Raw genomic sequence first — 26,797 nt, forward strand, 5'->3', positions numbered from 1 at the left:
GCCGTGTCCGGAACCGGAACGGGTCACCGGCCCGAGAACCTGGCACTGGCAGCGATTCTCACCACTGCCGCCTTCTTCTGCGTCGCACTGGTGGGCGCCCTGGCGAAGGCATCGAGTCAGTACACCTCCACCGGGGTCCTGCTGCTGGTCCAGAACGTGATCTGCCTGGTGTTCATCACCCCGGTTGCGCTGCGCGGCGGATTATCATCGCTGCGAACCGGCAAGTTCGGTCTGCACCTCCTGCGGGCTGCGACCGGAACCGCTTGCTGGTACGCGCTGTTCTTCGCGATCACCCTGATACCGCTGGCCAACGCCACGGTGCTCACCTACAGCGCGCCGCTGTGGATGCCCCTGATCGCCTGGTGTGTCACCCGGCAGCGGGTATCGGGATCAACCTGGGCCGGCGCCTGCATCGGCTTTGCCGGGGTGGTTCTGGTGCTGCAGCCCCAGGCGCGCGGCTTCAATGTCGGTGAGCTCTCCGCCCTCGCGGGTGCGCTGTTGCTGGCTGTGGCGATGATGTCGGTGCGTTGGCTGGGCGCTACCGAGCCGATGATCAGAGTTCTCTTCTACTACTTCCTGCTCTCCACCGTGATGGTGCTGCCCCTTGCCGTCGTCGACTGGCAACCGTTTCCCCCGGCGGCCTGGGCGGGCCTGATCGGCCTCGGATTCGCGCAGTTGTTCTCCCAGATCCTCATCGTCGTGGCCTACCGGTATGCGTCAGCGGAGAAGGTCGGTCCGTTCATCTACACCGTCATCGTGTTCACCGCGCTGATCGACTGGATCGTCTGGGAACATCGACCGACGGCGACAACGTATCTCGGGATGGCACTGGTCATCGGCGGTGGACTCATCGCGGTGCGCAGCGCCCGCGCGCCGTCGTTTTCGGGCGGTGCCAGTACTCTTCCAACGTGACCGCCATCGACCCGGACAAGCTCAGCACCTGTCTGCAGGTGCTGGCCGACGTCGAGTCGTTGCCGCCCGAGCACCCCGACGCCGTGGCCGTGCGCAGGGCCACGGCAGCCATCTTCAAGTCGGTGAAGAAGGCCCGCCGCGACGCCAAGCGCGACGCGGTGGCCGAGGCCGACCGTGCCGTCATCGCCGCCACCGCCACCGGTGCGCCGGGTCGCATCGACGACGAGACGGCCGGCCTGCCGCTGGTGTCCTCGGTGGCCGGAGCGACCGCAGGCACGCTGATCCGGTCTCGGGCCTGCTATATCTGCAAGAACCACCACACGGTGGTCGACGCCTTCTATCACCAACTCTGTCCCGAATGCGCGGCCCTCAACCGCGCCAAGCGCGACGCCCGCACCGACCTGAGCGGAAAGCGCGCCCTGCTGACCGGAGGTCGCGCAAAAATCGGGATGTACATCGCGCTGCGACTGCTGCGCGATGGTGCGCACACCACCATCACCACCCGATTCCCCAACGATGCGGTGCGCCGATTCGCCGCGATGGACGACAGCGCCGGATGGCTGCACCGGCTCCGCGTCGTGGGCATCGACCTGCGTGACCCGGCTCAGGTGGTCGCGCTCGCGGACAACGTGGCCGCACAGGGCCCGCTGGACATTCTGATCAACAACGCCGCCCAGACGGTGCGCCGGGCGCCGGGCTCCTACGCGGCGCTGGTCGAGGCGGAGCGCACTGCGCCGGCTGAGCTCGGGGACGTGGACGTGGTCACGTTCGACCGGGTCAGCGACGCCCACCCGGCAGCGCTCGCCGGGAGCCTCGCCGAGCACCCCGATCCGCACGCCGTCACCGAGCTCGCGCTCACCGCGCGCAGCGCGTCCCCTGAGCGGATCGCCGCGGGCACCGCGATCGATGCGGGCGGCCTGCTTCCCGACACCGCGTCGGTGAACAGCTGGACCCAGCGGGTGCACGAGGTGGACGCAATGGAGCTGCTCGAGGTCCAGCTGTGCAACCAGACCGCACCGTTCATCCTCGTCAGCCGCCTGCGCCCGGTGATGGCCGCGTCACCCGCGCGCCGCAAGTACGTCGTGAACGTCTCGGCGATGGAGGGCCAGTTCAGCCGCGCCTACAAGGGCCCGGGGCACCCGCACACCAACATGGCCAAGGCCGCGCTGAACATGCTCACCCGCACCAGCGCCGCGGAGATGCTGGAGCAGGACGGCATCCTGATGACGGCGGTGGACACCGGCTGGATCACCGACGAGCGCCCGCATCCGACCAAGTTGCGGCTCGCCGACGAGGGTTTCCACGCGCCGCTGGACCTCGTCGACGGCGCCGCCAGGGTGTATGACCCCATCGTCCGCGGAGAGTCGGGCGAAGATCTGCACGGTTGCTTCCTGAAGGACTACTCGCCGAGCAACTGGTAGCCGCCCCGACGCACCGAAACCCGTTCTCCGGCCTCGAGGAACCGCGGCCCGCCGGCACCCAACGACGAGCGCGCGGCCAGCCGCACGCCTGCGGCGGCGACGTCGGTCAGATGGGTGAGCCGGGAGAGCTCCCATGCGTGCAGGGCGCGTCGCGGAACGGGGTCGGATCCGTTCCAGCCGTTGAGGGCTTGTGCAAGAGCGGCGGCATCCCCGAGTGCCTTAGACGTCCCCGAAGCGGTGTGTGGTCGAACCGTTCCCGCCGCGTCGCCGATCAGGGCGACGCGGTCGGCGGCCATCCGCGTCGGCGGCAGGTCGAACACCGGTTGCATGAACACCGTCGACAGCCGTACCAACTCGGCGAACGGGCTGGGCAGTGCCTGGTCGGCGAGCGAGAGAAGCGCGTCCTCGGGTTCCGGCCTGAGTTCCCCCGGCGGTAGGAAGTGCGCGTACTTCTGGCCGGACCGGCCGACCATCAATCCGGCAACGGCTGCTTTCGACGTGTTCACGTACCAGACCCAGTTGACCCGTCGGTTGCCCGGGTCGGTCTCGCCGTGCACACCGGGAACGAGGTAACACAGCATCTGCATGCCCGAAACGGCGAACGACGTGAAGCGCCGCGCCAGCAGATCGATCAGCGCTTCCGGAAGTTCCGACTCCTGCTCCAGGCCGCGGAAGGCGACATACCCGGCGTAGTCACCGTCATCACGACCGCTCGTCAGAAGCCTTGTCGCAGAGCCGACTCCGTCAGCTCCGACCAGGAAGTCCGCACTGTGGGAGAAGCCACCCCCGAAGACTGCGGTGACCCTGTCGCCGTCGAGTCGAAGATGGTCCAGTCTGCTGTCGAAACGGACGCAGACCCCTTCGAGGGGCTGGCGGAAAGCGTCGTAGAGGGTGTCCCAGGCGGTCATCCACTGCGGGGCGTGATACCGCGAAGGTGTGCCGTGCCGATGAAGCTGTTGGCGCTCCGACAGCGCCACGCTCACCGACGGGACGGACCTTCCGACACGGGCGAGCAGCGAGGCGACCTCTGGTTGCATCACGATGCCGGCACCACGCGGCTGTGTCCTGTCGACGGAGCGCTCGTGAACGGCGACCTCGGCTCCGACGGAGGCCAGTTCGTGCGCGGTGGCGAGCCCCCCGAGGGATCCTCCGATGACCACCGCGCTGAACGCAGTGGTCGCCTGTGAGGCCGAAAGAACTTTCATAGTCGCCGATTCCGTCCTCGTGCGGTGTGCGGTCACGGGTCAGTCGACAGGGTTGACGCGGCCGACGATCAGCGGGTCGGCGGGGGTGAACGGGAAGTCGGGCAGATCGTCGAGGTGGGTGCCGAAGGCGGCTGCGAGCACTTCGCGGGAGTAGGCGCTCGCCGAGGCGCGGTAGCCGATGTCGGCGGGGAAGGGCTGGTCGAAGAAGATCAGGAAGTGCCAGTCGTCGGTTCCGATGTTCTCGATGTGGTGCGGATAGGCGCGCGGGATGAAGTACATGTCACCGGTGGTCATGGTCCAGGTGTCCAGCGTCCCATCAGGATTCATCACCGTCATTCTGGCGTCGCCGTGTTGGACGTAGCCCATCTCGGCGGTCACGGGATGCCAGTGTGGTTCCCGCATCCCGACCTCGGTGACCCGCAGCGAGTACATCGAGATGTCCTTCAAGACCGGCCAGAACTGATCACGGGCGAATCGGGCGTTGCCGCTGACGTAGTTCAATCCCGGGGCCTGGGCTTCGATGTCGAACTTGTGCGGGTCACGAAAGTACGCTCCCGGCGGGATCTCGGGATCACCGATGCGGGCGGCCAGTTTGTGGTCGGCGGGCGGATTGGGCGGGAAAGTGCCGGTGTCGCGTCGGATCCTGGCCATATCGGCGGCGGGCAGGTCGTAGGTGTTGCCCAGCACGGCGTCGGAGAATGCGCCCAGGGTGGCGCCGAACCCGAAGTCCTCGGGCCGTTCGTTGCGGAACGCGATGATGAACTCGGCGACCTCGTCACCGATGTTCTCGATGTGGTGCAGTGAGCCCGATGCGGCGTGGAACATCTGCCCGGCGGTGACGACAAAAGTCGAGAACTTGCTGCCGTCGTCGAGGATGGACACCAGTGAGGTGCCCGACACGCAATAGGTCAGTTCGTTGGCGTTGGCATGCCAGTGCGGGGTCCGCATGGTTCCGGGGTTCAGCAGCACCCGCTTGATCGACAGCCCCTTGAGGATCGGCAGGTTGTCGGCGGTGACGCGGCGCATCGAGCCCAGGTCGGACTCCTCGACGATCTCGCCGTCGAGCAGTGAGGTGGTGTGGGTGCTTCGCGAGACGGACGTCGTCATTGGTCCTCCTGGGAATCCTGGGCCTTTGCTGGGGATGACTCTCCTCCGGTCGGCGCCCGGTGTCATGGACGCTGGCCGCCGTGCCCGTGGCGGATTCTGCGCCCGGTCGCTTCCTGCTGGCTGCAATGCGCTCAATCCACGAGCAGGCGTAGCGCTTCGAGGCGGGCGCGGGCATCGTCGGGAATCGGTGTCGGGCCGTTGGCGTCGAGGACCACAAGAACGGTGTCGCAGACGCTGATGCACTCCTCGTCGAGGAAGAGGGCGGACGAGGAGACGAACGAGGTCCGTCCGATGTGTCCGATGCCGATCGCGGTCTGGATGACTGCGGGCCACGGCGCCTCGCGCAGATAGTGCACGACGATCGTCGAGGTGACGATGCGCAGTTTCCGCGACGAGAGATCGTAGGCATCCGGCAGCACGCGGCGGTGCAGCATTGCCCGGGTGTTCTCGTGCAGTGTCTCGAGGGCGACATTGTTGAGATGTCCGTTGGCGTCCATGTCGGCGAATCGCGCGTCGATGGAGTCGTGGACCGGGTACGTCGTCGAGGCCCGCCGCGCCGGGTGCGGTCTGGACACGGTGCTCACGATCGGGCTCGGACCGGATTCCATGGGGTCAAGGTAACCCGTCGAGAATTTGGCGGGGCCGGACCAACTCCGCCGGCGCATGACCGGGATGGGGCAGACTTGCGCAGGTGACCAACCCGCCGCAACGCCCCGGGCAGCCTGGTTGGCGCGGCCGGGGCACCCCGCCCTCCGATCCGGCGCCCCACCGGTTTCCCCGCCCCGCCCGCCCGGACCTGCCGACGGAGACGCTTCGCGCGCGACCCGCGGATGCCTCGCCCACCGAGCAGTTCCGGCGGCCGCCGCGACCCGTCCCGCCACCTGCTCCGCCGCCGCCGCGCCCACCGGTGTCCACACCCCGGCCGTCCGGTGACGGCAACGGGCGGACCGCCGGGTTCTTCAGCCGGCAGACGATCGTGCTGATCGCGGTCATCGTCGTGGCTCTGCTGGCCGGTGGACTGGCCGGCGGCGAACTCTACGCACGACACCGCGCCGACGACATCCTGGTCGGGGTGGCCGAGTGCGTCGTGGAGGACGGCGCCACCATCTCCTACGGAGTGAACCCGCCGTTTCTGTGGCAGCACATCACCGGCCACTACACGAACATCTCGGTTCGGACGGCGGGGGACCGGGTGCAGTCCGCCGAGGGAATGACCGCCGTCGTGACCCTCGAAGACGTGCGGTTGCAGGACTCCGGTGACGCCAAGGGCACCATCGGATCATTGGACGCCACGCTGACGTGGACATCGGAGGGCATCAAGGACACCGTCGCCGAAAACCTGCCCGGCGTCGGCAGTCTCGTCACCGGTGTCAGCACCGACCCGGCGGCGGGCACCATCGTCCTGCAGGCAGGCGACAGCGGCGTCACCGCCAGGCCGGTCGTCACCGACGGTGACCTCGAACTCGAAGTGCTCGACGTCAGTGGACCGTTCCCGAAGGACACCGTTCAGGGCGCACTCGACGACCTCACCAAGAAGCTGAACGACAACTATCCGCTCGGCATCGAGGCCGACAGCGTCGCTGTCACCGATGCGGGCGTCGTCGGCGAGTTCTCCAGTCGTGACGCGTCGATTCCCAACGAGGACACCAATCCCTGCTTCGCAGCTCTCTAGGCCCGGCCCACTACTCGCCGGAATTGCATTCCAGCAGCGGAATCTCGAATTCTGGCCTGCTGGAATGCAATTCCGGCGGAGCGTGATTCACTGGCCGCGCGCAAGTGCCTCCAGAAGTGGCCGCGTCCGGTAGGCGATCACCTCGTGCATCGCCACCGACATGGTGGTGCGCTCGACTCCGGGCACCCCGAGCACGAGGCCGGCGACACGATAGAGATCGTCGGCATCGGTCGCCACCACACCGACGAGCAGGTCCGCCGCGCCGGACAGCCCGGTGACCTGCGTGACCTGGGTGACGGTCTCGAGTGCGGCGATGACGTCCTCGAGTCGGTGCTGGTCGACCACCACGGTGATGAACGCCTTGAGCGGGTATCCGAGGTCGCGGGGGGACACACAGCGGTCGATCGGCGCGAGCACCTTGTCCTGATCCCACCGGGCAAGTCGTGCCTGCACGGTGTTCCGTGCCAGGTTCAGCATCGCGGCCAGTTGCACGCCGGTGGCGCGCGGCGCATCACAGAGCGCCAGCAGCAGTCGGGCATCTGTGCGGTCCAGCTTCGTCATGTCGCTCAGTATCCCACGTCACACTCTGGATAATTTGGGCAACATGCTCAGTAGGAGCTGTGCTGCTTGCTCACTATGCATATGAATGCCACCCTGGAAGGAGCACTACGCCCATTGATGACCGAGGTGGTGAGCACAGATGACGGATCTCGACATCCGCCGACCGGACCAGGATTCGCAGCGGAACCAGTACAACCTCGGCGATCGGTATCGCACCGGGTCGGGTCCGGTCATGCTCACCGGCGTCCAGGCCATCGCCCGCGCACTGGTCGAACAACACGAACGCGACGTGCGAGCAGGTCTGCGGGTGGCGACCTTCGTGTCGGGATACCAGGGCAGCCCCCTGGGCGGCGTCGACCGGATGCTGGCCGCGATGCCCGACGTCCTGGGGGCACACGACATCACGTTCGTGCCCGGACTCAACGAGGAACTCGCGGCGACGTCGGTGTGGGGCAGCCAAGCCGTTCTGCCTGCCGGCAATGCGCTCTACGACGGGGTGGTGGGTGTCTGGTACGGCAAGGGGCCCGGCCTGGACCGTGCCACCGACGCGATCCGGCACGCGAACATGTACGGCGCCAACCCACGCGGCGGCATGCTGCTCCTCGTCGGCGACGACCCCGCGTCCAAGTCCTCGACCGTGCCCGCCGTCAGCGAGCGCTCACTCGCCGCGCTCGGTATCCCGGTGCTCTTCCCCAGGAATGCGCGGGAGATCGTCACGATGACCATGCACGCTGTGGCGTTGTCCCGGGCGTCGGGATGCGTGGTGGCGCTCAAGATCGTGGCCGACGTGGCCGACGGCGCCTGGTCGGTGGACTCCGACGACGTCGCCGTCGATATCGTTGTCCCCGAGATAGTTTGGGATGGGACGCCGTTCAGGTACCGTCAGCGGCCGATGGCCGCCCCGGCCGCCAGCCTTGACGCCGAGGCCGACCTCTACGGACCCCGGGCCGAGGTGGTGCGCGCGTACGGCGCCGCCAACGGATTGGATGTCATCGAGATCGATCCACCCGCGGCGACCATCGGGATCGCCGCTACGGGAACAACGTTCGACTCAGTACGGCAGGCGCTGGCCGACCTCGGGGCCGACGAGTTCGCGTTGCACCACGCCGGTGTCAAGCTGCTTCGCATCGGCATGCCGTCTCCGCTGGGCCCCGGCATCGTCACCACCTTCGCCGAGGGCCTCGACGAGATCCTCGTCGTCGAAGACAAGACCGCGTTCATCGAGACCCAGCTGCGCGAAATCCTCTACGGCCTGCCGGATGCGCCGCGGATCCTCGGCAAGAAGGATGCCGTGGGCCGACCGCTGATTCCCGCCGGAGGTGAACTGACGGCAGGGCGGTTGCTGGCCCCGCTGCGCCGCGTGCTCAAGGATCGGCTGGAACTCAAGAAGCCACCGCCGCCGCCGTTGCAGCTGGAAGTGCTTCCTGCGCAACGTACCGCGTACTTCTGCAGCGGCTGCCCGCACAACCGGTCGACAGCTGTGCCCGAAGGGTCGCTGGCAGGTGGCGGGATCGGCTGCCACACCATGGTGACGATGTCGGACCGCAAGGACAGTGCGGTCACCGGACTCACCCAGATGGGAGGGGAGGGCAGTCAGTGGATCGGGCAGGCGCCGTTCACCGACGTGCCCCACCTGTTCCAGAACATCGGCGACGGAACGTTTTTCCACTCCGGTCAGCTCGCTGTCCAGGCCTGCGTCGCGGCCGGGGTCAACATCACCTACAAGCTTCTCTACAACGAGGTGGTGGCGATGACGGGCGCCCAGGACGCCGAGGGTGCACTCACCGTCGCTCAACTGACACACAAACTGACCACCGAGGGTGTCACGCAGATCATCGTCTGTGCCGACGAGCCCGAACGACACCACAAGCGTCAGCTGGCCAAGGGCACGGTCGTGTGGCATCGAGACCGCCTCGACGAGGCGCAGAAGCGACTGCGCGACGTCAAGGGTGTGACTGTGCTGATCTACGACCAGCACTGTGCGGCCGACGCCCGCAGGCAGCGCAAGCGCGGCACCCTGCCCACCCGGACCACCCGGGTGCTCATCAACGAGGCGGTGTGCGAAGGCTGTGGCGACTGCGGCGTGAAGTCCAATTGCCTTTCGGTGCAACCGGTCGACACCGAATTCGGCCGCAAGACCCGTATCGACCAGAGTTCGTGCAACACCGACTACAGCTGCCTGGACGGCGACTGCCCGTCGTTCGTCACTGTCGAGGTGCAGCCGGGGGCGGCTCCGGCCCGCCCGGCGCCGTCGCCTCCACCCGTTCTGCCCGAGCTCGCCGTCGAACCGGTCACCGCCACCCACAACGTCTTCTTCGCCGGGATCGGTGGCACCGGGATCGTCACGGTGAACCAGGTGCTCGCCACCGCCGCGTTGCGCGCGGGTTACGACGTCGAGAGCCTGGACCAGATCGGTCTCAGCCAGAAGGCCGGCCCGGTGGTGTCGCACCTTCGGTTCGCCGCGGGCAAGCTCGATCCCGCCAACCGGCTCACGCCCGGCAGCGCGGACTGCATCGTCGGGTTCGATCTGTTGGTCGCCGCCGACACCAAGAACCTCGGGTACGGCGATCCGGCGTCGACGATCTCGGTCGTGTCGACGAGCAAGACGCCCACCGGGAGCATGGTTTACGACAAGTCGGTCAGCTACCCCGAGACGGCCGATCTGCTGTACCGGATGGGCCGGGCGTCGCACAGCGTGCACGCGTTCGACGCGCTGGCCGCCGCCCAGAGTCTGTTCGGTAGTACGGCCGCCGCCAATTTCCTGTTGGTCGGCGCCTCGTATCAGACTGGTGCACTGCGCATTCCGGCCTCCGCGATCGAAGAGGCCATCGAGATCAACGGCGTCGCCGTGGCTGCCAACATCGCCGCGTTCCGTTGGGGGCGACTCGCCATCGCCGACCCGACCCGGTTCCACGACACCGCGTTGCCCACACGTGAACGCCGGCCGGCGGTGCCACCCGCACACATACTCGAAGGCACCACATTCTTCGGACAGGTCGGTGACCTGATCTCGCGACGAGCCGCGAACCTCATCGACTTCCAGAGCGAGAAGGTGGCCCGCCGATACGTGATGCTGCTCGAATCGATCTGGACCGCGGAGCGTGCTGTCGGGGGCCGCACCGAGTTCAGCGACGCAGTGGCCAGGGGGCTCTACAAGTTCACCGCCTACAAGGACGAGTACGAGGTCGCGCGACTGCTCACCGATCCACAGTTCCTCGCCGACGTGAAGTCCGAGATCCCCGCCGGTGCCAACCTGACGTACAAGCTGCACCCGCCGATGTTGCGAGCGATGGGGCGCACCAAGAAGATCGGCCTGGGCCCGCGAAGCCACATTGCCCTGCGCCTACTCGCCAGGGGAAAGCGGCTGCGCGGAACCACTTTCGATCCGTTCGGTCATGCCCATGTCCGTAGGGTCGAACGCGAACTGCTCGCGGAATACGTGCGCATCGTCAATGGTCTTGCCGCCGAGCTGAACGCGGCCAACTACGACCGTGCAGTGGAAGTGGCGAATCTGGCTGATCTGGTGCGAGGCTATGAGGACATCAAACTCGCCAACGTGGCGACGTATCACGCCCGGCTCGATGAGCTAGGAATCCGCCGTTAGCGGCTGCTGCTGCACGTGTTTGGTGATCCACTGGGCGGCGAGCTTGACCAGGCCTGATTGCGGATAGCGACTGTGGGACTCGAAATCGTCGCCCCGGGAGCAGATCGGATCGTTGGTGTTGCACAGGTCGGCGGTCCGGCCGCCGAAGTCGGGGCTGAGGAGGGTCAGCGGCCGACCGAGCCGCGCGGACGGGTTGCCGAAGACCGCGACGGCCGCGATGTGGGGGATGACGGTGGCGGGCAGGGGCTTGGTGTAGCCGAGCGCTGCGATCGGCGAGGTGGTGACGACGTCGATGACGGCTGCGCCCTGCGAGTAGCCGCCCAGCACGATTTTGCTCTCCGGGCAGTTCGAGACGATGGACTGAATGCGGGCACTCGCGTCGTTGGCCCCGGCGGCCGCCTGCAGGAAATCCCACGACGCCGGATATTTCACCGCGTAGGTGCCGATGGACTGGTCTTCGACCATGGGTCGCAGCGTCTCGACGAGTGCCTTTCCGACCGCGCCGAGCCCGGCGGGTTCGTCGGTTCCCCGGGCGAACACTAGCTCGATGTCGTTGCACTTCGGGGCAGCCATCGCCGGGGGCGCGCTCAGGCCGGCCAGCGTCGCGACCGCGGCCAGCATCAACAGAGCGGCGCGCGTGGTGGTGGTGCGGATGGCCACGGTCTCTCCTCGACCTGGTGCGGTGATGGTTGCGGCAGTGTGTACCCAATTATCACAGTGGCCACTCCTGCAACACGGGCGATGGGGAGCGGGTTATATGCGAAGCTGGCGGACCCGGCGCACCACACTCGCGCGTACAGGCGGTGCGGTGCGCCCGAGCGCGATCAGTCCGCGACGCCGCAGATGCACGATCTCGCCTGCCAGCAGTCCGCAGAGGACACCGGCGAGGAAAACCTTCCTGGTCCGGCGCTTCTTCCTGCGGGCCAGCGTCGCTGCGACGAATCCACCCAGCCCGGCCAGGGCACCGACCACCAGCAGCAGCGACAACAGCTGTGCCGCGCCGAGGGAAAGCATGCAGAAACCTCCAGGCCGACGTCCAGTCCGATCCAATCACCGTCGTGGCCGCTGTGGTCGCCGCGTGCCTCATTTGTGACCAGAACGTGCACTGGTCGTTGTGAACGATGCACTGTTGTGAACCTGCAGGGTTCAGGTCTTTGGTCCTGCATCGACAGTGACCTATGCCCGCAGACGTCCGACCATGGCCCCCTTAGCGTGAAGACCACTGGCCGTAGCGTCGAAGGAGAAGGCGATGTCCTCGAGTTCAGCGCATCCCGGGATCGTCGTCGGCGTCGACGGCTCACCGCAGTCCGACGCAGCAGTCGAGTGGGCGGTCCGCGCTGCGGCGCTGCGTGGCGTTGCGCTCGTTCTGGTTCACGCACTGACGGATCCCAGCGCTACCGCGTGGCTGGATGTGCCACTGCCCGAGGACTATTGGGAAAGCCGGCGGAAGACTGCCGAGGTGCTGCTCGACGACGCGACACGGATCGCGCGCGGGGCGCTGCCGGTCACACAGTCCTTGACGGTGGATCGGGCACTGGTCACCGGCAGCCCGCGGGCAGTGCTGGTGGACATGTCCGAGCACGCCGACATGGTTGTGGTGGGCTGTCGTGGCCTGCGAGCAATTCAACGGGCCGTGCTCGGTTCGGTCAGTGCCGGTCTCGTTCATCACGCCCGCTGCCCCGTCGCGGTTGTTCGCGAGGCGCCGTCGGAAGACCTCCGCGAGGCGCCGATCCTGGTCGGCATCGACGGCTCCCCGGTGTCCGAACGTGCCGTCGCGATCGCGTTCGACGAAGCGTCGCGCAGGGGCGTGGACCTCGTCGCGCTGCACACCTGGCTGGAGAGCACCGACGATTTCATCGGGGTCGGGTGGCCCGACGTCCGTGAACAGGCCGACGAGATCCTCGCCGAACGGCTGGCAGGCTGGCAGCAGCGCTACCCGGACGTATCAGTGCACCGTGTCGTCGCTATGGACAACCCGATCCGCCAGTTGCTCGAGCTCTCCGGTTCCGCCCAGCTGATGGTGGTGGGCAGTCACGGACGAGGCGGTCTCGTCGGGCTTCTCCTGGGTTCGGTCAGCTCAGCGGTGGTGCAATCCGCACGGATTCCGGTGATCGTGGCGAGGTCGCGCCCATGACGCCTCACAGCGCGTTCTGTGGTTGGCAGATCAACACCGAGCAGTTCGCATGGTGCAGAGCCGCGAAACCCGGCGGACCCACCAGTTCTCTGATGCCGTCGGCACGTTCCCTGCCCACAACGAGAAGCTGAATCATGTCGGCGTTCCTGGTCAGGTAGGCCAGGCTGTTGCCGTGCACGGCGACAGCATGCATGTCCACGTCCGGGTACTTACGTCGCCACTTCGCCAGCCGGCGGTCGAGCTGGGCCCTCGCCAGCTTGCTGCGATCTGCCACCGCGTGGTTGTCATGGATATCGGTGTAGCCGGACTGCCACACAGTGACCACGCGTAGCGGAGTTCCGCGAAGCCGCGCCTCGTCGAGCGCGTTGCTCAGCACGGTGTCGGCGGTTGTGGGCCGGTCGATCTCGGCCACGACCCAGCCCTTCGCGGTCGACTGTGGATCATGACCGCGGACCACCGCCACCGGGCAGTGCGCGGAGGCGGCTGTCGCCACGGCGGTCGACCCGATCGGGTCGCGTCGGCTGTGCGTGATCCCCACGGCCCCGAGACAGAGCATCACGGCAGACCGGGACGCTTCGACGAGCACCGTCCTCGGTCGGCCCTGCACGATCTCGGCCTCGAGCTTCACGGGTTTGTCCGTTGCCTCGACGACGGTGAAGGCGTACCGCACTGCCGATTCGGCGTCAGCCAGGCGGCGGGAACGGTCCTCGACGGTCTCGCCGGCGTCGATGGCGTACACCAGACGCAGCGGCAGGTCGCGACCGACTGCCTCGTCGGCTGCCCACAGCGCGGCATCGACTGCCGACCGGGAACCGTCGATGCCCACCACAACGCATGACGGCGGGGGTTGATCTCGCATGATCGCTCCAGTTCCGTGCATTCTCAGGCCGGCCGCTACCGGCGTCACTGCCCCGCGGGCAGGGTCGAAGGTCCCTGATGCCGAACGGATCCGCGGACCTCGAAGATCTCGTCGATCGGTCTGCGGGGGGTGGGGGCAGGCACGTCGGTGATCGCGGGCGCCAGCCCGACACGCACCAGGACCTGCGGCTGATCGGCGCCGCTCAGCGTTGCCACCACCGCCCGGCTCGCGGGGATCTCCATCAGATGAGTGACCGTGCAGGTGGCAAAGCCCGCCATGGTGGCATCGAGGAGTACGGCGGACAATGCTTCGCCGCAGCGCAGCACGCTGTCACGGGTGTCATCAAAAGTCGACAGCACCACGATCTTGGACCGGTCGTCGCCGATCTCGGGGCGGCGTCGTGAATCCGCCACGACAGGGAAACTGCGCCCGACATCGACGCGGTCGCTCTCCGCAGCCGATACCAGCGAGCCCTGCGGAATTCCCTCGGCAGTGGTGAAACCTGCTGTCCACCAGTACAGTTCCTCGTGGTAGGAGGAGTCGTACATCCGCAGCGACTCGGTGAGATCCGAGGCTTCGGCCAGTTCCGGTCGCAACCCATCGTCGATCACATCGAACCGGACGGAATCGGTGTCGAGTGAGACTCGCACCTCTGATTCGAACAGATCCCAGTCCGGTGGTGCAGCGAAGGGCAGCCTGTCGGTGCGACGCAGCAGGATGGCGTCGGCGCGTCGCCGGTGACCGGCAGTAACGAAGGTGCCTGCAGAAAAGTCGATCGATGCGAGGTGTCGGGGGTCGTTCGGGTTGGGAAAGCGGTCGACGTGCGCCGTCCATCCCGCCGCCCCCATGGCCACCCGGAAATGGTCGAGAACCGCACCGCAGCTGATCATCGCCTCCCGGCCGGAGCTGTCGGTGGAGCGGACGACGCGACGCGGGTCGGCGTACAACTGGACGGTGGTGCCCTCGAGCACCCACCGCCAGGGCTGGCTGTTGTGCAGCGACGGCGCACGGCACGCCAGTTCCACTGCATCTCTGATGATCTCGACGTCGACCGCGCAGTCACGCATCGCCTACCTCCTCATCTGTCACCATCGTCGGCTGCGGCGCGAGCCGAGGACAGGGCCAATGGTCCTCAGCCCGATGGCCTAGTGCTCTGGTGTGGCCGAGGGCGGTGTCCGACGCTGGAGTCCATGAGCGACGTGGCCGCAACCTCGGGTGATCTGGCCGCTCAAGTCCGCGAGACACATACCGGCGTCGTCGTCCTTCTCGGCGACCGGGCGTACAAGGTCAAGAAACCGGTGATCACGGACTTTCTCGACTTCAGCACCGCCGCGCATCGGGAGCGTGCGTGTCAGCACGAGGTCAGCCTGAACAGGCGGCTTGCCCCGGACAGTTATCTCGGCGTGGCCCACTTCTCGGACGGGCGAGGAGGGCCGCCGGAACCGGTGATCGTCATGCGTCGCCATGCCGACAGCACCCGCCTGGCATCTCTGGTCCGTAGCGGCCAATCGGTGCACCACCATCTGGCGCGCATCTCCGAGGTTCTGGCGAATTTTCACGTGGGGGCCGACCGGGGTCCGGCAATCGACGCCCAGGGCACTGGCGACGCGGTGTGGGCGCGCTGGCGACAGAACCTCGACGAACTGGACACACATGCCGACGACGTGGTGCCGCGCGACTCGCTCCGAGAGGTGAGACGGTTGGCCGCTCAGTTCGCGGCCGGTCGTCAGGCGATGTTCACCGAGCGCATCACCGGGCGACGCATCCTCGACGGCCACGCGGACCTGCTGGCCGACGACATCTTCTGCCTCCCGGAGGGGCCGGCGCTGCTCGACTGTCTGGAGTTCGACGACCAACTCCGCTACGTCGACGGCATCGACGATGCGGCGTTCCTGGCGATGGATCTGGAGTTTCTGGGTAGACGCGACCTTGCCGACTGGTTCCTCGAGCGCTACATCTCGGCCGCTGATGATTGCGCACCACGCTCACTGATGGACTTCTACATCGCCTACCGGGCGGTCGTTCGCGCCAAGGTCGACTGCGTGCGGGTTGCTCAGGGGCACGCGGACGCCGCAGTCGACGCCCGTCGGCACCTCGATCTGGCGCTGGATCACCTCAAGAGGGCGACGGTGCGGCTCGTCCTCGTCGGAGGCGGCCCGGGCACCGGAAAGAGCACACTGTCAACGGCATTGGCCGCGAAGATCGGGGCGCGGGTCGTTTCCACCGACGACGTGCGCCGGCATCTGCAGGATGCCGGCGTGGTGTCCGGCCCGGTGGGTGATCTCAACGCCGGTCTGTACTCGCCGGCCAATGTCGCCGAAGTGTATGCCGAGGTACTTCGCCAGGCGGAAGCCTTGCTGAGCATCGGACAGTCGGTGATCCTCGATGGCACGTGGCGGGCTGCAGAGCACCGCGATCAAGCGCACGAACTCTCTGCTCGGACATCAGTGCCCATCGTCGAGTTCAACTGTTCGGTACCGATCGCCGAAGCCACCTCGAGGGTCGAGCACCGGACGGGGTCGAAATCCGACGCGACGCCGGAGATCGCTGCGGCACTCGCCGGTGCCGACGGGATTCGGCACAGCGCGCACGACATCGATACGGGCCGGCCGTTGGCCGACTCCGTCCGCGAAGCCCAGCAGATATGTTGCCTGGCAATCTAGTCGGCGCGGTGACCTTCGGCCCTCCTGCGACGGTCCGCCGCGGCGTAGGAAATAGAGCATGAGCAACAGAACCGACTCGCCGAAGGCCGTTGAGGTCGCCGTGACCACTCACGGCCGGATGCCCGGCGCAGCCGACTACGCGCGCAGCAAGATCAGCGGCATTGCCGGGCTCACCCGCCGACCGGTGCTGCACGCTCGGGTCAGACTGACCCGGCACACCGATCCAGCGGTTCGCCACCCCGTGGTCGCCCAGGCAAACCTCGACGTGGACGGTCGGCTGGTACGCGCACAGGTCGACGCGGCCACCGCCCGGGAAGCCATCGACAAGCTGGACGAGCGGTTGCGACGCCGGCTCGAGAGGATCGAAGAGCACTGGGAGGCGAGGCGCGGTCGGCTGCCCGAAGATGCCCCGCACGAATGGCGGCATCAATCAGAGCCCAGCAGCAGGCCCCGCCACTACTCCCGTCCCGTCGATGATCGCCGGATCATCCGGCGCAAGTCCTTCGCCATGGCTGCCTGCAATGTCGACGACGCCGTTGGGGAAATGGAGCTGCTGGACTACGACTTTCACCTGTTCACCGAGCAGGGGACCGGGATCGCCAGCGTGCTGTACCGCGACGGGGCGGCCGGTTACCGATTGGCTCAGGTGGTACCGGTCCCACCGGATCAGCTGGCCCCCTTCGACGTCGCGCTGACCTTCAGTTCACAACCCGCACCGTGTATCACGGTCGAGCAGGCAACGGAGCGCCTCGGGTTACTGGGCCTGCCGTTCCTGTTCTTCATCGATGCCGCACAGGGTCGTGCCGCCGTCCTGTACCACCGCTACGACGGGCATTACGGGCTGATCTCTCCCGCCGGCTAGGCGCGGACAACGATGACAGGCACTTTCGCATCCCTTGCCACCGCGGAGCTGACCGAGCCCAGCATCATCGCGGTGAATCCACCCCGGCCGCGGCTACCCACGATCACCATCTGGGCCTTGTCGGATTCGTCGATCAGCCAGCGCGCCGGTTGGTCGCACACGATCCGGCGTCGCACCTGCACATCGGGGTAGCGCTCGTGCCAACCTGCGAGGCGTTCCGCCAGCGCTTCGTGACCGAGGTCCTCGTACTGGCGCCAGTCCATCCCGAGGGCCGGGAGCACACCCACATCGCTCCACGCGTGCAGCGCAACAAGATCCACGCCTCTGCGAGAGGCTTCGTCAAAGGCCAACGCGGTGGCGGCTTCCGAGGCAGGTGAGCCGTCGATTCCCACGAGTATCGGAGAGTTCGGCTTCGGTGGCTGGGCATCAGCACCGTGCACCACCGTGACCGGACAGTGTGCGTGATGCACCAGGCCGCCGCTGACAGAGCCCAGCACTGCCCGGCCGACTGCGCCGAGACCGCTGTTTCCGACAACGACCATCCAGGAATCCTCGGTCGCGTCGACCAGCGAACCGACCGAACCGGCGTACCGGACCTCGGTGTGCACCTCGGGTAGTTCGGCATCACCGATGCTGGTGTGCACCACCTTCTCGGCGTGCGCGATGGCGCGGCGGGCGTTGTCTTCCTGCCACTCAGTGATGTTCGCCTGGGCCGGTCCGTGCGGCCAGCTGACGAGTATCGGTGTGACGACATGCATCAGAGTGACCGGCATACCGCGCAGAGCAGCTTCCTGTGCTGCCCATCGGACGGCCGAGTCGGACTCCGCCGATCCGTCGACGCCGACCAGAAGTCCGTATTTCTTCGCGTGCTCTGACATGTGGTGCCCCCAGGTGTCCTCTGAGTGGAGGCTAATCGGTGGTCACCGTTGGCAGACAGGGTCTTTGGTCACGTGGCGGGCGCCGGTGGTCACATCATCCGGTGACCGGGGAGATGACGTTGGCCTCTGGACCGCCGGGCGCCTGCATTGTCACGATCGACTGGTCACGGATCACGGGAGGCATCGATGGACACCCTCACGGTCTACCTCCGCCACAGTTGGCTCATCCGCGCGTTCGGACACAATCCGCTGGTGCGAACCAGCGACCGGGTGGAGGCAGCTCTGTTGGTGCTGGCTTGTGTCACGGTCCTTGTCCTGACGCCGGTGGCCGGGGCGATCAGCACCGCAGTTCACGAAGACCGGTCTCATCACTACTCGCAGGAGGCCAGTGCCCGGCACGCGGTCGTCGCCGTCATCACCGGGGAACCGACGTCGACGATTCTGGAGAACCGGGTGCGGGTCACCGCACCGGTGCAATGGTGGGTCGGCGGGCGGGAGCGCAGTGGTGTCACCGAGGTGGATCCGCAGGCCGAAGCCGGTGACCAACTGCAGCTCTGGATAGACGCAGACGGAGATCAGGCCGGGCAGCCGCCGTCGTCGTGGCGGGCGGGGACTGATGCGGCGGTTGCCGGCGCCGGGTTCTGGTTTGCGGCCGTGAGCCTCGTGGCCGGTATGACGCTGTGGTTGCGCGGGCGGTTGGCTCGTCGGCGTGACTCCCGCTGGGAGCGTGAGTGGGAACTGTGGACCAGTGACGGCGGCGGCAGGACCGGCAGCCAGGCCTGACCGCATCCTCTCAGTTGCGGACCACCAGCACCGAGACCTTCGCGTGGTGCAGGATCGAACGACCCGCGGGTCCGACGATCTGTGCGAGCTCGTCGGCTTGGGAGCCGCCGATCACCACGAGTTGCAGCCGTTCGTCACAGTGCCGGAGGAAGGACGTGAGGTCGCTGTGCTCGGCGATCGGGTAGATGTGGACGTCAGGGTAGTGCTGTCGCCATTGTGCGACCCGGGCGTCGAGGTCTTCGGTGCTGCCGGTGTTTCGGCCTCCACGCACGGCGAGCACCGGGGCACCACGTAACCTCGCCTCCCGTAGGGCGTGCGCGACCACGACGTCGTTACCGGGATCGTTGTTGACCGCGACGGCGATCCAACTGATATCGCCACTCGATTCCCCGTCGTCGTGCGGTCGGATGACGGCGACCGGGCAGTGGGCCTTCGCGGCGAGTTCGGTGGCCGTCGATCCCAGAATCGAGCGGGCGTAGCGGTCGATACCCACCGTCCCCACGCAGATCAATCCGGCGTTCTGGGACTCGGCGATGAGCGCCACCGAGGGTGGCCCGGTGACGATTGCGGTTTCGACTTTCACCGGGCGGCCCGTGGCCTCGATCGCATTCTGCGCCAACTGAAGCGAAGATTTGCCCTTGTGCACATCGAGTTCGTAGTCATCCGACGACGAATGGGTGGCTTTGGTCACGTAGACCAGGCGTAGCGGCACATTCAGCTCGACGGCTTCCGCCACGGCCCAGTGTGCCGCCTGAATCGCGGTTTCGGAACCGTCGATGCCTACGACCACCGACGGGGCGCTTTTGTCGTCCTGCATTCTGCTGCCTCGATTCTTTCCTGGATCTGTTCTTCAGTCGGCAACGACAAGATCGGTGTACATGCCGGCCCGGTAGTGGCCTGCGAAGTTGCAGATCAGCTCACCCATCCAGGCCGCGACACTTCTCTCTGCTAAGGATGTGCGCCTCCAGAGTTGATCGATAGGGGACTATGGGCCTTTCTGCGCCGCTCTAAGGCCCATCCGGGTTGTGGCCACCGGGCCCGCTTCGGCGACGGCGGTTCGTCGTCGGCCAGGGTGAAGTAGCTCTCCTCTTCCTGGAGGAAGTGCAGTCTCAGCAGTGCGTAGAGCCCGTACAGGCATGCGAGTAGGTCGTCGACCTGGTCGGGCTGAATTCCGTTGTCCGCTCGGGCGAGAGCGATGTGGGTGCCGATCCGGTCGGACAGTCGCTGGATCTCGGCGTGGGTACGGCTCATCGTGGCGGTGGCCTCGCCGGTGCCGAGGGGCCGAGCCAACGCAGGGTAGAGCTGCGTCTCCTCGGCATGCTCGTGCGGCAGGAGCTGTTCTGTCAGAAACGTGTGAACGCCGGTCAAGGCCTCCAATGCGTCGGCGTCGGAACCGGCGGCCAGCTGATCGCCGGCGTCGCGCAGAAGCCCGACCGTGTCGCGCAGCGTGTCGTGTTCAGCGTCGAATCGCCGCAGCATGTCTTCGGTGTTCGTGGTGAGCGACACGTCCACCGCCGGGTTGCCCCTCAGGGCGCGCAAGGCGTTGAGGATGACGGCGACGTCGATGCCCTCCTGCAGAAGCGCGCCTGCAGCGGGTGGCAACCAGCCGAACGCGGCGACAACCATCGCAATAAGTGACAACGTCATGCCGACGGTGGCGCTCTGCATTGCGATGCGACGCGACCAGCGGGCAATGTCCATGGCATCGGCGAGCCGATCGAGGCGATCGGTGGTCAGCACGATGTCTGCTGCCTCCGATGAGGCTGTCGAACCGCGCGCACCCATGGCGACACCGACCGTGGCCGCGGCCAGTGCCGGAGCGTCGTTGACACCGTCGCCGACCATCACGGTCACCGCACGATCGCGTTCGGCGCGGACAGCGGCGACCTTGTCAGCCGGGCTCTGCTGGGCGTAGACCTCGTCGAGTCCGAGCACCGTCGCGACCTCCCGCGCGGGCTCGGCGCGGTCGCCGGTCAGCATGACCAACCGCTTCAGCCCGGCAGCGCGCAGGCGTCGTACCGTCCGGGGGGCATTGCGGCGCAGTGGGTCCCGCAGAAGGACGGCCCCTACTGGTTCGGCGTCGACGCACACCCATGCGATCGCTGCAGAATCCAGGCATGCCCGGTTCACCGCCGCACGGGCCCACCCGCCTTCGATGACCTCATCGGCCAGTTTCCCGACGTACACCTGCGAGCCACCGATTCTGGCGGTGACGCCGCGCCCGGGTTCTTCCACCACAGTGGTCGGCAGCGACAACTGGGCGGCACGGGTGAGCGCCTCGGAGACGATGGCCTCGGCCAGCACGTGCGGCGACATCTGGTCGACCGATGCCGCCAATCGCAGGACCTCTGCCGCCTCGTATCCCGGGGCGGCCGCAATCTCGACGACGACCGGACGCCCCATCGTGAGAGTGCCGGTCTTGTCCATCACCAGAGTCGTTGCGTTCCCGAGGTTTTCCAGCGCAGCGCCGCTGCGGATCACCACACCGTGGCGTGAGGCGCGGGACAGTCCCGACACGATCGCCACAGGAGCGGCGAGCAGCAGCGGGCAGGGAGTCGCGACCACCAGGACCGCCACGGCACGCACCGCCGATCCACTCGCCACCCAGGCCGCCGCCGCGATCACCAGTGTCAAGGGCAGGAACCAGGCGGCGTAGCGGTCGGCCAGTCGGACTATCGGAGCGCTCTCCGCGCCGGCCAGTTCGGCCAGTCGGACGATTCCGGCGTAGGTGCTGTCCGCTGCCGTGGCGGTGGACCGTAGCTCGAAGGCATTGCCCGCGTTGATGACACCGCTTCGGACGGGTTCGCCGACGGCACGCTCCACCTGCAGGGGTTCCCCGGTCAGCACCGATTCGTCCAGCACGGCGACCACGTCGACAACACGGCCGTCGACCGGCACGACTTCGCCCGGGCCGACAACAAGGAGGTCATCGATCGCCACGTCAGACAGTGGGATCACACTCACCTCGGAGCCCTCTCGCCGGCGGGCGAAGCGGGGCGCGCGTTCGAGCAGGGCCCGCAGATCGTGGGAGGCGCGCCGCTGGGCGGAGGCTTCCAACGCGCGTCCGCCGGCCAGCATCACCGAGATCAGCGAGCCCGCCAGGTACTCACCGACGAGCAGTGTGCCCACCAACGACAGGACTGCGATGAGATCGACGCCGGCGTGGCCGCGGCGCAGGGCTGAAACGACCCATGCCAGCGCCGGTATGAGTGCGAGTAGGGTGCCTGCGATCCAGAAGGTGTCGGCGACGGTGGGCGCGCCCGCGAGCCAGGCGAATCCGCCCGCCAGCAGCACTCCGACCGTGAGTATCACCAGCGCTGGTTCGAGACGAGAACGCCATCGCGAGAACGATCGCTGCGTTGCCGACACCGCGTGGTTCATGCGTTGTTCAACGATGACGCCACCGGGTCCGCGCGCACCCGCGTCCCCGCGGTGCCCTCGACGATCCTGGTGATGTCGGTGAGTGATCCGATGACTGCCTCGTTGCCGGTGTGCAGCGCGAATTGGCATGCGGCTTGCACTTTGGGCCCCATCGAACCGGCAGGTAGGTCGAGGCCGGCCAGGTCCTCGGGTGTGACGCCGCCCAGGCGGGCCTGATCCGGAGTGCCCCAGCCGGTGTAGACACCGTCGACGTCGGTGGCGATCACGAGCAGATCGGCGTCCAGTTGTTCGGCCAGCAGGGCGGAGGCGAGATCTTTGTCGATGACGGCCTCCACGCCGCGCAGGTCGCCGTGTTCGTCGTACATGGTCGGTATGCCGCCGCCGCCGGCGCAGATGACGATCGTGCCCTGCTCCACCAGGCTGCGGATCGGTCGGATCTCGAAGATGCGCTTGGGCTTCGGGCTGGCGACCACCCGGCGGAACGTGTCGCCGTCGGCCGCGATCGTCCAGCCTCCGGCGGCCTTCAGTCGTTCTGCGGTCTCCCGGTCGTACACCGGCCCGATCGGCTTGGTGGGGTGGTCGAAGGCGGGGTCGTCGCGGTCGACCTCGATCATCGTCAACAGCGTGGCCAGCGGTTGGTCGGCAGGCAACAGGTTGCCCAACTCCTGTTCGATGACGTAGCCGATCATCGCCTCGGTCTGGGCGCCGAGCATGTCGAGGGGGTAGGGAGCCACGCCGTCGGCAAGATCGTGATAGGCGGCCGCCTGCAGGGCCAGCAGGCCGACCTGGGGTCCGTTGCCGTGCGCGATGACGATCTCGTTGCCGGTGGTGATCGCGGCGATTCTTTCGGCGGCGACCCGGATGTTCGCGCGCTGGTTGTCCGCGGTCATCGGTTGACCGCGCCGCAACAGCGCGTTGCCTCCCAGCGCGATGACGACCCTCATGGCACGTCAGCTCAGCGCCGAGACGAGAACCGCTTTGATCGTGTGCATCCGGTTCTCCGCCTGCTCGAAGGCGATGTTCGCCGGACTCTCGAAAACGTCCTCGGTGACTTCGATGCCGTTGGACAGGAGCGGGTACTGCGCCGCGATCTTGGCGCCGATCGTGGTCTCGGAGTTGTGATACGCAGGTAGGCAGTGCATGAACTTCACCCGTGGGTTGCCTGCGGCCTTCATCAGGGTGGAATTCACCTGGAAGGGAAGCAGCCGGTCGATCCGCTCGCCCCACGTCTCCACCGGTTCCCCCATCGACACCCAGACATCGGTGTGGATGAAGTCGACGCCACTGACCGCCTCGTCGGGGTCGTCGGTGATGGTGATCCGTGCTCCGGAGGCCGCGGCGAACTCCTCGCACATCCTCACGTGATCGTCACTCGGCCACAGTTCCTTCGGGGCGCCGATACGCACATCCATGCCGAGCTTGGATCCGACGAGAAGCAGGGAGTTGGCGACGTTGTTGCGGCCGTCGCCGACAAACGCATAGGCGATGTCGTGCAGCGGTTTCGGGCAGTGCTCGGTCATGGTCAGCACATCGGCCAGCATCTGAGTCGGATGGAACTCGTCGGTGAGCCCGTTGAACACCGGGACCCCGGCGTACTCCGCGAGTTCGTCGACGGTCTCCTGGGCGGTGCCGCGGTACTCGATCGCGTCGTACATCCGTCCCAGCACCCGGGCGGTGTCCTTCATCGACTCCTTGTGCCCGATCTGAGACGACGCCGGATCGATGTAGGTGACATGAGCACCCTCGTCGTAGGCTGCGACCTCGAAAGCGCAGCGGGTGCGGGTGGACGTCTTCTCGAAGATCAGCGCGATGTTCTTGCCTGCCAGACTGTTACGCGTGCTGCCGGAGTACTTGGCTCGCTTCAGGTCACGCGCCAGGTCGAGCAGGTAGTGAAGATCCCGGTCGGTGTGGTGAACCAGGCTGAGCAGGCTGCGATTTCGATTGTTGAACGCCATGACAGTTGTATTCCGTTCAGGTGTAGAGAGGGTCGCGCAGGATCGGGCAGGTCATGCAGCGGCCACCGCCGCGGCCCCGGCCCAACTCGCTGGCGTCGATGGTGACGACTTCCACGCCCGCTTTGCGTAGCGCGGTGTTGGTCAGGGTGTTGCGGTCGTAGCCGATGACGACGCCCGGTTCGAGTGCGACCACGTTGTTGCCGTCATCCCACTGTTCGCGCTGGATGCCGTACACGTCGCCGGCGGTGGTGACGACCCGCAGGTCCACGCCGACGGCGTCGCCGATCGTGTCGATCAGGCCTTTCGGTTCACGCCGGACGTCCAGACCTGACGCTGTGCTGTCGTCGGGGCGGAGGCTGATCGCGACGATCCCGTCGACCACGGGCGGGAAAGCGGTCACCAGGTCGCGGTCGCAGAAGGTGAACACCGTGTCCAGATGCATCGCCGAGCGGGTCTTGGGCAGGCTGGCGATGATCACCCGGTCAGCGGCACCGGCGGCGAACAGGTTTCGCGCCACCTGGGTGATCGCCTGATGCGACGACCGCTCGCCCATGCCGATCACGACGAGCCCCTTGCCGATCGGCATCACGTCGCCGCCTTCGAGAGAGGCCATGCCGTGATCGGTCGGCGGGCCGTCCGCATCACCCAGCCAGATGTTGTACGTCTCGTCGGCGAATGCGGGATGGAACTTGTACACGGCGGTGGTCAGAAGGGTCTCCTGGCGCCGCGCCGGCCAATACATCGGGTTGAGCGTCACCCCGCCGAAGATCCAGGCGGAGTTGTCCCGCATGAACTGGGTGTTGGGCAGCGGGCGGATGACGAACCCCGCCGGGTCCAGTGCGCTGAACAACGACAGGAACGCACTGTCCACCTCGGCCACCACATCCTGGTAGGCGACTCCGCCGATGAGCAACTCCGCCAACCGGTCTGGTGACAGCTCGGTCAGCCAGCCCCGGATCTCGTGGGTCAGAGCGGGACCCACCAGATCGTCGGTCACCGTCCGGTTCAGAAGCCATTCCCGGGCGTCGGGTTTGGCGACGACGTCGGCGAGCAGATCCTGCAGTTCCAGGACTTCGACGTCGCGGTCGACCATCTTCGCGACGAAATCGAAGTGGTCGCGACGGGCCTGCTGCAGCCAGATGACGTCGTCGAACAGCAACTCGTGGCAGTTCTCCGGAGTGAGGCGCTGGTGCGCCAGGCCCGGTGCGCAGACCATGACCCGGCGCAGGCGCCCCGCCTCGGACCAGACACCGAGCCGGGATTCGCCGGTGCTCACAGGACGGCCAGGTTGCCGGTCGCCATGAGCACGGCGGCCAGGATCGACGTTGCGACGACGACGCCGACAACGACGACTTCGGGTTTGGTGAACACCGGCAGCCGGCTCTCCCGACGCGCCCAGAGGAACATCGCGGTCCCGGCCAGATAGAACATCGCCGCCACCAGCAGGTACTGCCACCCGCCCGCGTACACCAACCACACGGCGTACCCCAGCGCGATGATGCCGATGACCAGATCGCGGGTGCGGCCATGTCCCGATTCGTAGGTCTCACCGCGCACCGCCAGCAGCACCTGATAGGCCGCAGACCACAGGTAGGGCAGCAGGATCAGCGAGGTCGCCAGGTACACCAGGTTGGTGTAGGTGCTCGCGTTGGCGAGGGTCCACAACAGGAGGGCCTGGACGCAGATATTGGTCAACCACAACGCATTTGCGGGTGCACCGTGAGCGTTCTCGCGGGCCAGCGCCTTCGGCATGACATGTTCGTGGGCGGGTAGACGCAGGATCTCCACGCACAGCAGCACCCAGGCGATCAGCGCGCCGAGCAGTGAGATCACCAGGCCGATCGAGATGAAGGCCGCACCCCAGCTGCCGACCTGATTCTCCAGAACTCCCGCCATCGACGGATCCGGCACTCCGGCGAGCTCCGCCTGGGCCATCAAGCCGTAGGACAGCACGTTGACCATCAGCAACAGGATCAACACCCCGACGAAGCCGAGCACGGTCGCCCGCCCGACGTCTCGACGGTTGGCGGCGCGCTGCGAGTAGACCGCAGCCCCCTCGATACCGATGAAGACCCAGACCGTCACCAGCATCATGTTTTTGACCTGGGTCATCGTGTCCCCGAGCGGCGCCCCGTCGATCTGTGTCGCCCGCCCCCAGAAGTCGGCGCTGAACAATCCCGCCTTGAATCCGACGGCGGCGATCGCGATGAACACCAGGATCGGGACCACTTTCGCGATGGTCACCACGACGTTGACCGACGCGGCCGTCTGGACCCCGCGCAGCGTCAGGAAGTGCACGATCCACAGCACGATCGACGCTCCGATGATGGCGGGAACGGTTGCGCCACCTTCGAATCCGGGGAAGAAGTATCCCAGGGTCGAGAACAGCAGAACGAGGTAGGCGACGTTGCCGACCCACGCCGAGACCCAGTAGCCGAAGGCCGAGGTGAATCCGATGTAGTTGCCGAATCCTGCTCGGGCGTAACCGTAGACACCGCCGTCGACATCGGGCTTACGGGTCGCCAGTGTCTGGAAGACGAACGCCAGCGTCAGCATGCCGACGCCGGTGATCGCCCACCCGATCAGGAGCGGGCCGGGGGCGGCACTGCCGGCCATCTGCGAAGGCAACGCGAAGATTCCGCTGCCGATCATCGAACCGACGACGATGGCTGTCAGGGCGGCGAGTCCGAGGCCCTTCTTCGGTCCGGCGTGGCGGGAATCGGGGGGCGGAGAGATCAGCGTCTCGGACATCGTCGTCCTCCAGAAATCGGGTGGTGTGCAGATCACACCGTGTGTTCGA

General features: G+C 66.9%; 23 protein-coding genes. 8 read left to right on the forward strand and 15 right to left on the reverse strand.

Going from position 1 to position 26,797, the window contains the following annotated elements:
• The first annotated feature begins 3 nt into the window (after positions 1 to 3).
• Positions 4 to 912 (forward strand): DMT family transporter, encoded by a 909-nt coding sequence (locus ABDC78_RS09200; protein WP_178357537.1) that lies wholly within the window; start codon positions 4 to 6, stop codon positions 910 to 912.
• A complete protein-coding gene (locus tag ABDC78_RS09205; RefSeq protein WP_178357538.1) occupies positions 909 to 2,333 on the forward strand; it encodes an SDR family oxidoreductase in 1,425 nt (474 codons plus the stop codon). Before ABDC78_RS09200 ends, ABDC78_RS09205 begins: the two co-directional genes overlap by 4 nt.
• Here the strand turns inward: ABDC78_RS09205 and ABDC78_RS09210 are convergent.
• The 3 genes from ABDC78_RS09210 to ABDC78_RS09220 form a co-directional block, all read right to left on the reverse strand.
• A complete protein-coding gene (locus ABDC78_RS09210; RefSeq protein ID WP_178357539.1) occupies positions 2,312 to 3,538 on the reverse strand; it encodes an FAD-dependent monooxygenase in 1,227 nt (408 codons plus the stop codon). The two genes, ABDC78_RS09205 and ABDC78_RS09210, sit on opposite strands and share 22 nt — an antisense overlap.
• Positions 3,539 to 3,577: 39 nt before the next feature.
• On the reverse strand, positions 3,578 to 4,645 hold the full coding sequence (locus ABDC78_RS09215) for a cupin domain-containing protein (protein WP_178357540.1): 1,068 nt from the start codon (positions 4,643 to 4,645) through the stop codon (positions 3,578 to 3,580).
• Positions 4,646 to 4,776: 131 nt separating this feature from the next.
• A complete protein-coding gene (locus ABDC78_RS09220; protein ID WP_178357541.1) occupies positions 4,777 to 5,253 on the reverse strand; it encodes an acyl-CoA thioesterase in 477 nt (158 codons plus the stop codon).
• An 83-nt stretch (positions 5,254 to 5,336) separates the two neighbouring features.
• Here ABDC78_RS09220 and ABDC78_RS09225 point away from each other — a divergent pair, with 83 nt between their 5' ends.
• Positions 5,337 to 6,317: a DUF2993 domain-containing protein gene (locus ABDC78_RS09225; protein ID WP_347133407.1), complete on the forward strand. Its 981-nt coding sequence runs from the start codon at positions 5,337 to 5,339 to the stop codon at positions 6,315 to 6,317.
• A gap of 87 nt (positions 6,318 to 6,404) precedes the next feature.
• On the opposite strand, the gene ABDC78_RS09230 is transcribed toward ABDC78_RS09225, so the two are convergent.
• A complete protein-coding gene (locus ABDC78_RS09230) occupies positions 6,405 to 6,878 on the reverse strand; it encodes an Lrp/AsnC family transcriptional regulator (protein ID WP_178356816.1) in 474 nt (157 codons plus the stop codon).
• 139 nt (positions 6,879 to 7,017) lie between these two features.
• On the opposite strand from ABDC78_RS09230, the gene ABDC78_RS09235 reads away from it, so the two are divergent.
• The gene (locus ABDC78_RS09235) at positions 7,018 to 10,482 is read left to right on the forward strand and encodes an indolepyruvate ferredoxin oxidoreductase family protein (protein WP_178356815.1); all 3,465 of its coding nucleotides are present in this window, start codon (positions 7,018 to 7,020) and stop codon (positions 10,480 to 10,482) included.
• Here ABDC78_RS09235 and ABDC78_RS09240 read toward each other — a convergent pair.
• Positions 10,465 to 11,103: a cutinase family protein gene (locus ABDC78_RS09240; protein ID WP_178356819.1), complete on the reverse strand. Its 639-nt coding sequence runs from the start codon at positions 11,101 to 11,103 to the stop codon at positions 10,465 to 10,467. The two genes, ABDC78_RS09235 and ABDC78_RS09240, sit on opposite strands and share 18 nt — an antisense overlap.
• 132 nt (positions 11,104 to 11,235) lie before the next feature.
• Positions 11,236 to 11,496, reverse strand: coding sequence for a hypothetical protein (locus ABDC78_RS09245; RefSeq protein ID WP_178356814.1), 261 nt, complete (start codon positions 11,494 to 11,496; stop codon positions 11,236 to 11,238).
• Between the two features lie 235 nt (positions 11,497 to 11,731).
• Here ABDC78_RS09245 and ABDC78_RS09250 point away from each other — a divergent pair, with 235 nt between their 5' ends.
• A complete protein-coding gene (locus ABDC78_RS09250) occupies positions 11,732 to 12,616 on the forward strand; it encodes a universal stress protein (RefSeq protein WP_178356813.1) in 885 nt (294 codons plus the stop codon).
• Positions 12,617 to 12,620: 4 nt separating this feature from the next.
• On the opposite strand, the gene ABDC78_RS09255 is transcribed toward ABDC78_RS09250, so the two are convergent.
• Both ABDC78_RS09255 and ABDC78_RS09260 read right to left on the reverse strand, forming a co-directional pair.
• Positions 12,621 to 13,475: a universal stress protein gene (locus ABDC78_RS09255; RefSeq protein ID WP_178356812.1), complete on the reverse strand. Its 855-nt coding sequence runs from the start codon at positions 13,473 to 13,475 to the stop codon at positions 12,621 to 12,623.
• A gap of 44 nt (positions 13,476 to 13,519) precedes the next feature.
• Positions 13,520 to 14,542, reverse strand: coding sequence for an NAD(P)H nitroreductase (locus ABDC78_RS09260; protein ID WP_178356811.1), 1,023 nt, complete (start codon positions 14,540 to 14,542; stop codon positions 13,520 to 13,522).
• A 123-nt stretch (positions 14,543 to 14,665) separates the two neighbouring features.
• On the opposite strand from ABDC78_RS09260, the gene ABDC78_RS09265 reads away from it, so the two are divergent.
• Positions 14,666 to 16,138 carry an AAA family ATPase gene (locus ABDC78_RS09265; protein ID WP_178356810.1) on the forward strand — a complete coding sequence of 491 codons (1,473 nt, stop codon included), beginning with the start codon at positions 14,666 to 14,668 and terminating at the stop codon, positions 16,136 to 16,138.
• Positions 16,139 to 16,196: 58 nt separating this feature from the next.
• Positions 16,197 to 17,000, forward strand: a complete 804-nt coding sequence (locus ABDC78_RS09270) for a sigma 54 modulation/S30EA ribosomal C-terminal domain-containing protein (protein WP_178356809.1) — start codon at positions 16,197 to 16,199, stop codon at positions 16,998 to 17,000.
• On the opposite strand, the gene ABDC78_RS09275 is transcribed toward ABDC78_RS09270, so the two are convergent.
• Positions 16,997 to 17,878, reverse strand: a complete 882-nt coding sequence (locus ABDC78_RS09275) for a universal stress protein (RefSeq protein WP_178356808.1) — start codon at positions 17,876 to 17,878, stop codon at positions 16,997 to 16,999. The two genes, ABDC78_RS09270 and ABDC78_RS09275, sit on opposite strands and share 4 nt — an antisense overlap.
• A gap of 186 nt (positions 17,879 to 18,064) precedes the next feature.
• On the opposite strand from ABDC78_RS09275, the gene ABDC78_RS09280 reads away from it, so the two are divergent.
• Complete coding sequence (locus tag ABDC78_RS09280; RefSeq protein ID WP_178356807.1) at positions 18,065 to 18,661, forward strand: hypothetical protein; 597 nt, start codon at positions 18,065 to 18,067, stop codon at positions 18,659 to 18,661.
• 10 nt (positions 18,662 to 18,671) lie between these two features.
• On the opposite strand, the gene ABDC78_RS09285 is transcribed toward ABDC78_RS09280, so the two are convergent.
• The 6 genes from ABDC78_RS09285 to arcD all read right to left on the reverse strand — a co-directional run bounded on the left by ABDC78_RS09285 (position 18,672) and on the right by arcD (position 26,748).
• A complete protein-coding gene (locus tag ABDC78_RS09285; RefSeq protein ID WP_178356806.1) occupies positions 18,672 to 19,478 on the reverse strand; it encodes a universal stress protein in 807 nt (268 codons plus the stop codon).
• 131 nt (positions 19,479 to 19,609) lie between these two features.
• Positions 19,610 to 22,042 carry a heavy metal translocating P-type ATPase gene (locus tag ABDC78_RS09290; RefSeq protein ID WP_178356805.1) on the reverse strand — a complete coding sequence of 811 codons (2,433 nt, stop codon included), beginning with the start codon at positions 22,040 to 22,042 and terminating at the stop codon, positions 19,610 to 19,612.
• The gene (gene arcC, locus ABDC78_RS09295; protein ID WP_178356804.1) at positions 22,039 to 22,986 is read right to left on the reverse strand and encodes a carbamate kinase; all 948 of its coding nucleotides are present in this window, start codon (positions 22,984 to 22,986) and stop codon (positions 22,039 to 22,041) included. Before arcC ends, ABDC78_RS09290 begins: the two co-directional genes overlap by 4 nt.
• Positions 22,987 to 22,992: 6 nt before the next feature.
• Complete coding sequence (locus tag ABDC78_RS09300; protein ID WP_178356803.1) at positions 22,993 to 23,997, reverse strand: ornithine carbamoyltransferase; 1,005 nt, start codon at positions 23,995 to 23,997, stop codon at positions 22,993 to 22,995.
• A 16-nt stretch (positions 23,998 to 24,013) separates the two neighbouring features.
• Entirely contained in the window at positions 24,014 to 25,273 is a 1,260-nt protein-coding gene (locus ABDC78_RS09305; protein ID WP_178356802.1) for an arginine deiminase, read from the reverse strand.
• Positions 25,270 to 26,748, reverse strand: a complete 1,479-nt coding sequence (arcD, locus tag ABDC78_RS09310) for an arginine-ornithine antiporter (RefSeq protein WP_178356801.1) — start codon at positions 26,746 to 26,748, stop codon at positions 25,270 to 25,272. Before arcD ends, ABDC78_RS09305 begins: the two co-directional genes overlap by 4 nt.
• Positions 26,749 to 26,797: the final 49 nt, after the last annotated feature.

It is taken from the genome of Mycobacterium sp. DL (assembly GCF_039729195.1).
In the GTDB taxonomy this organism is placed as follows: domain Bacteria; phylum Actinomycetota; class Actinomycetes; order Mycobacteriales; family Mycobacteriaceae; genus Mycobacterium; species Mycobacterium hippocampi_A.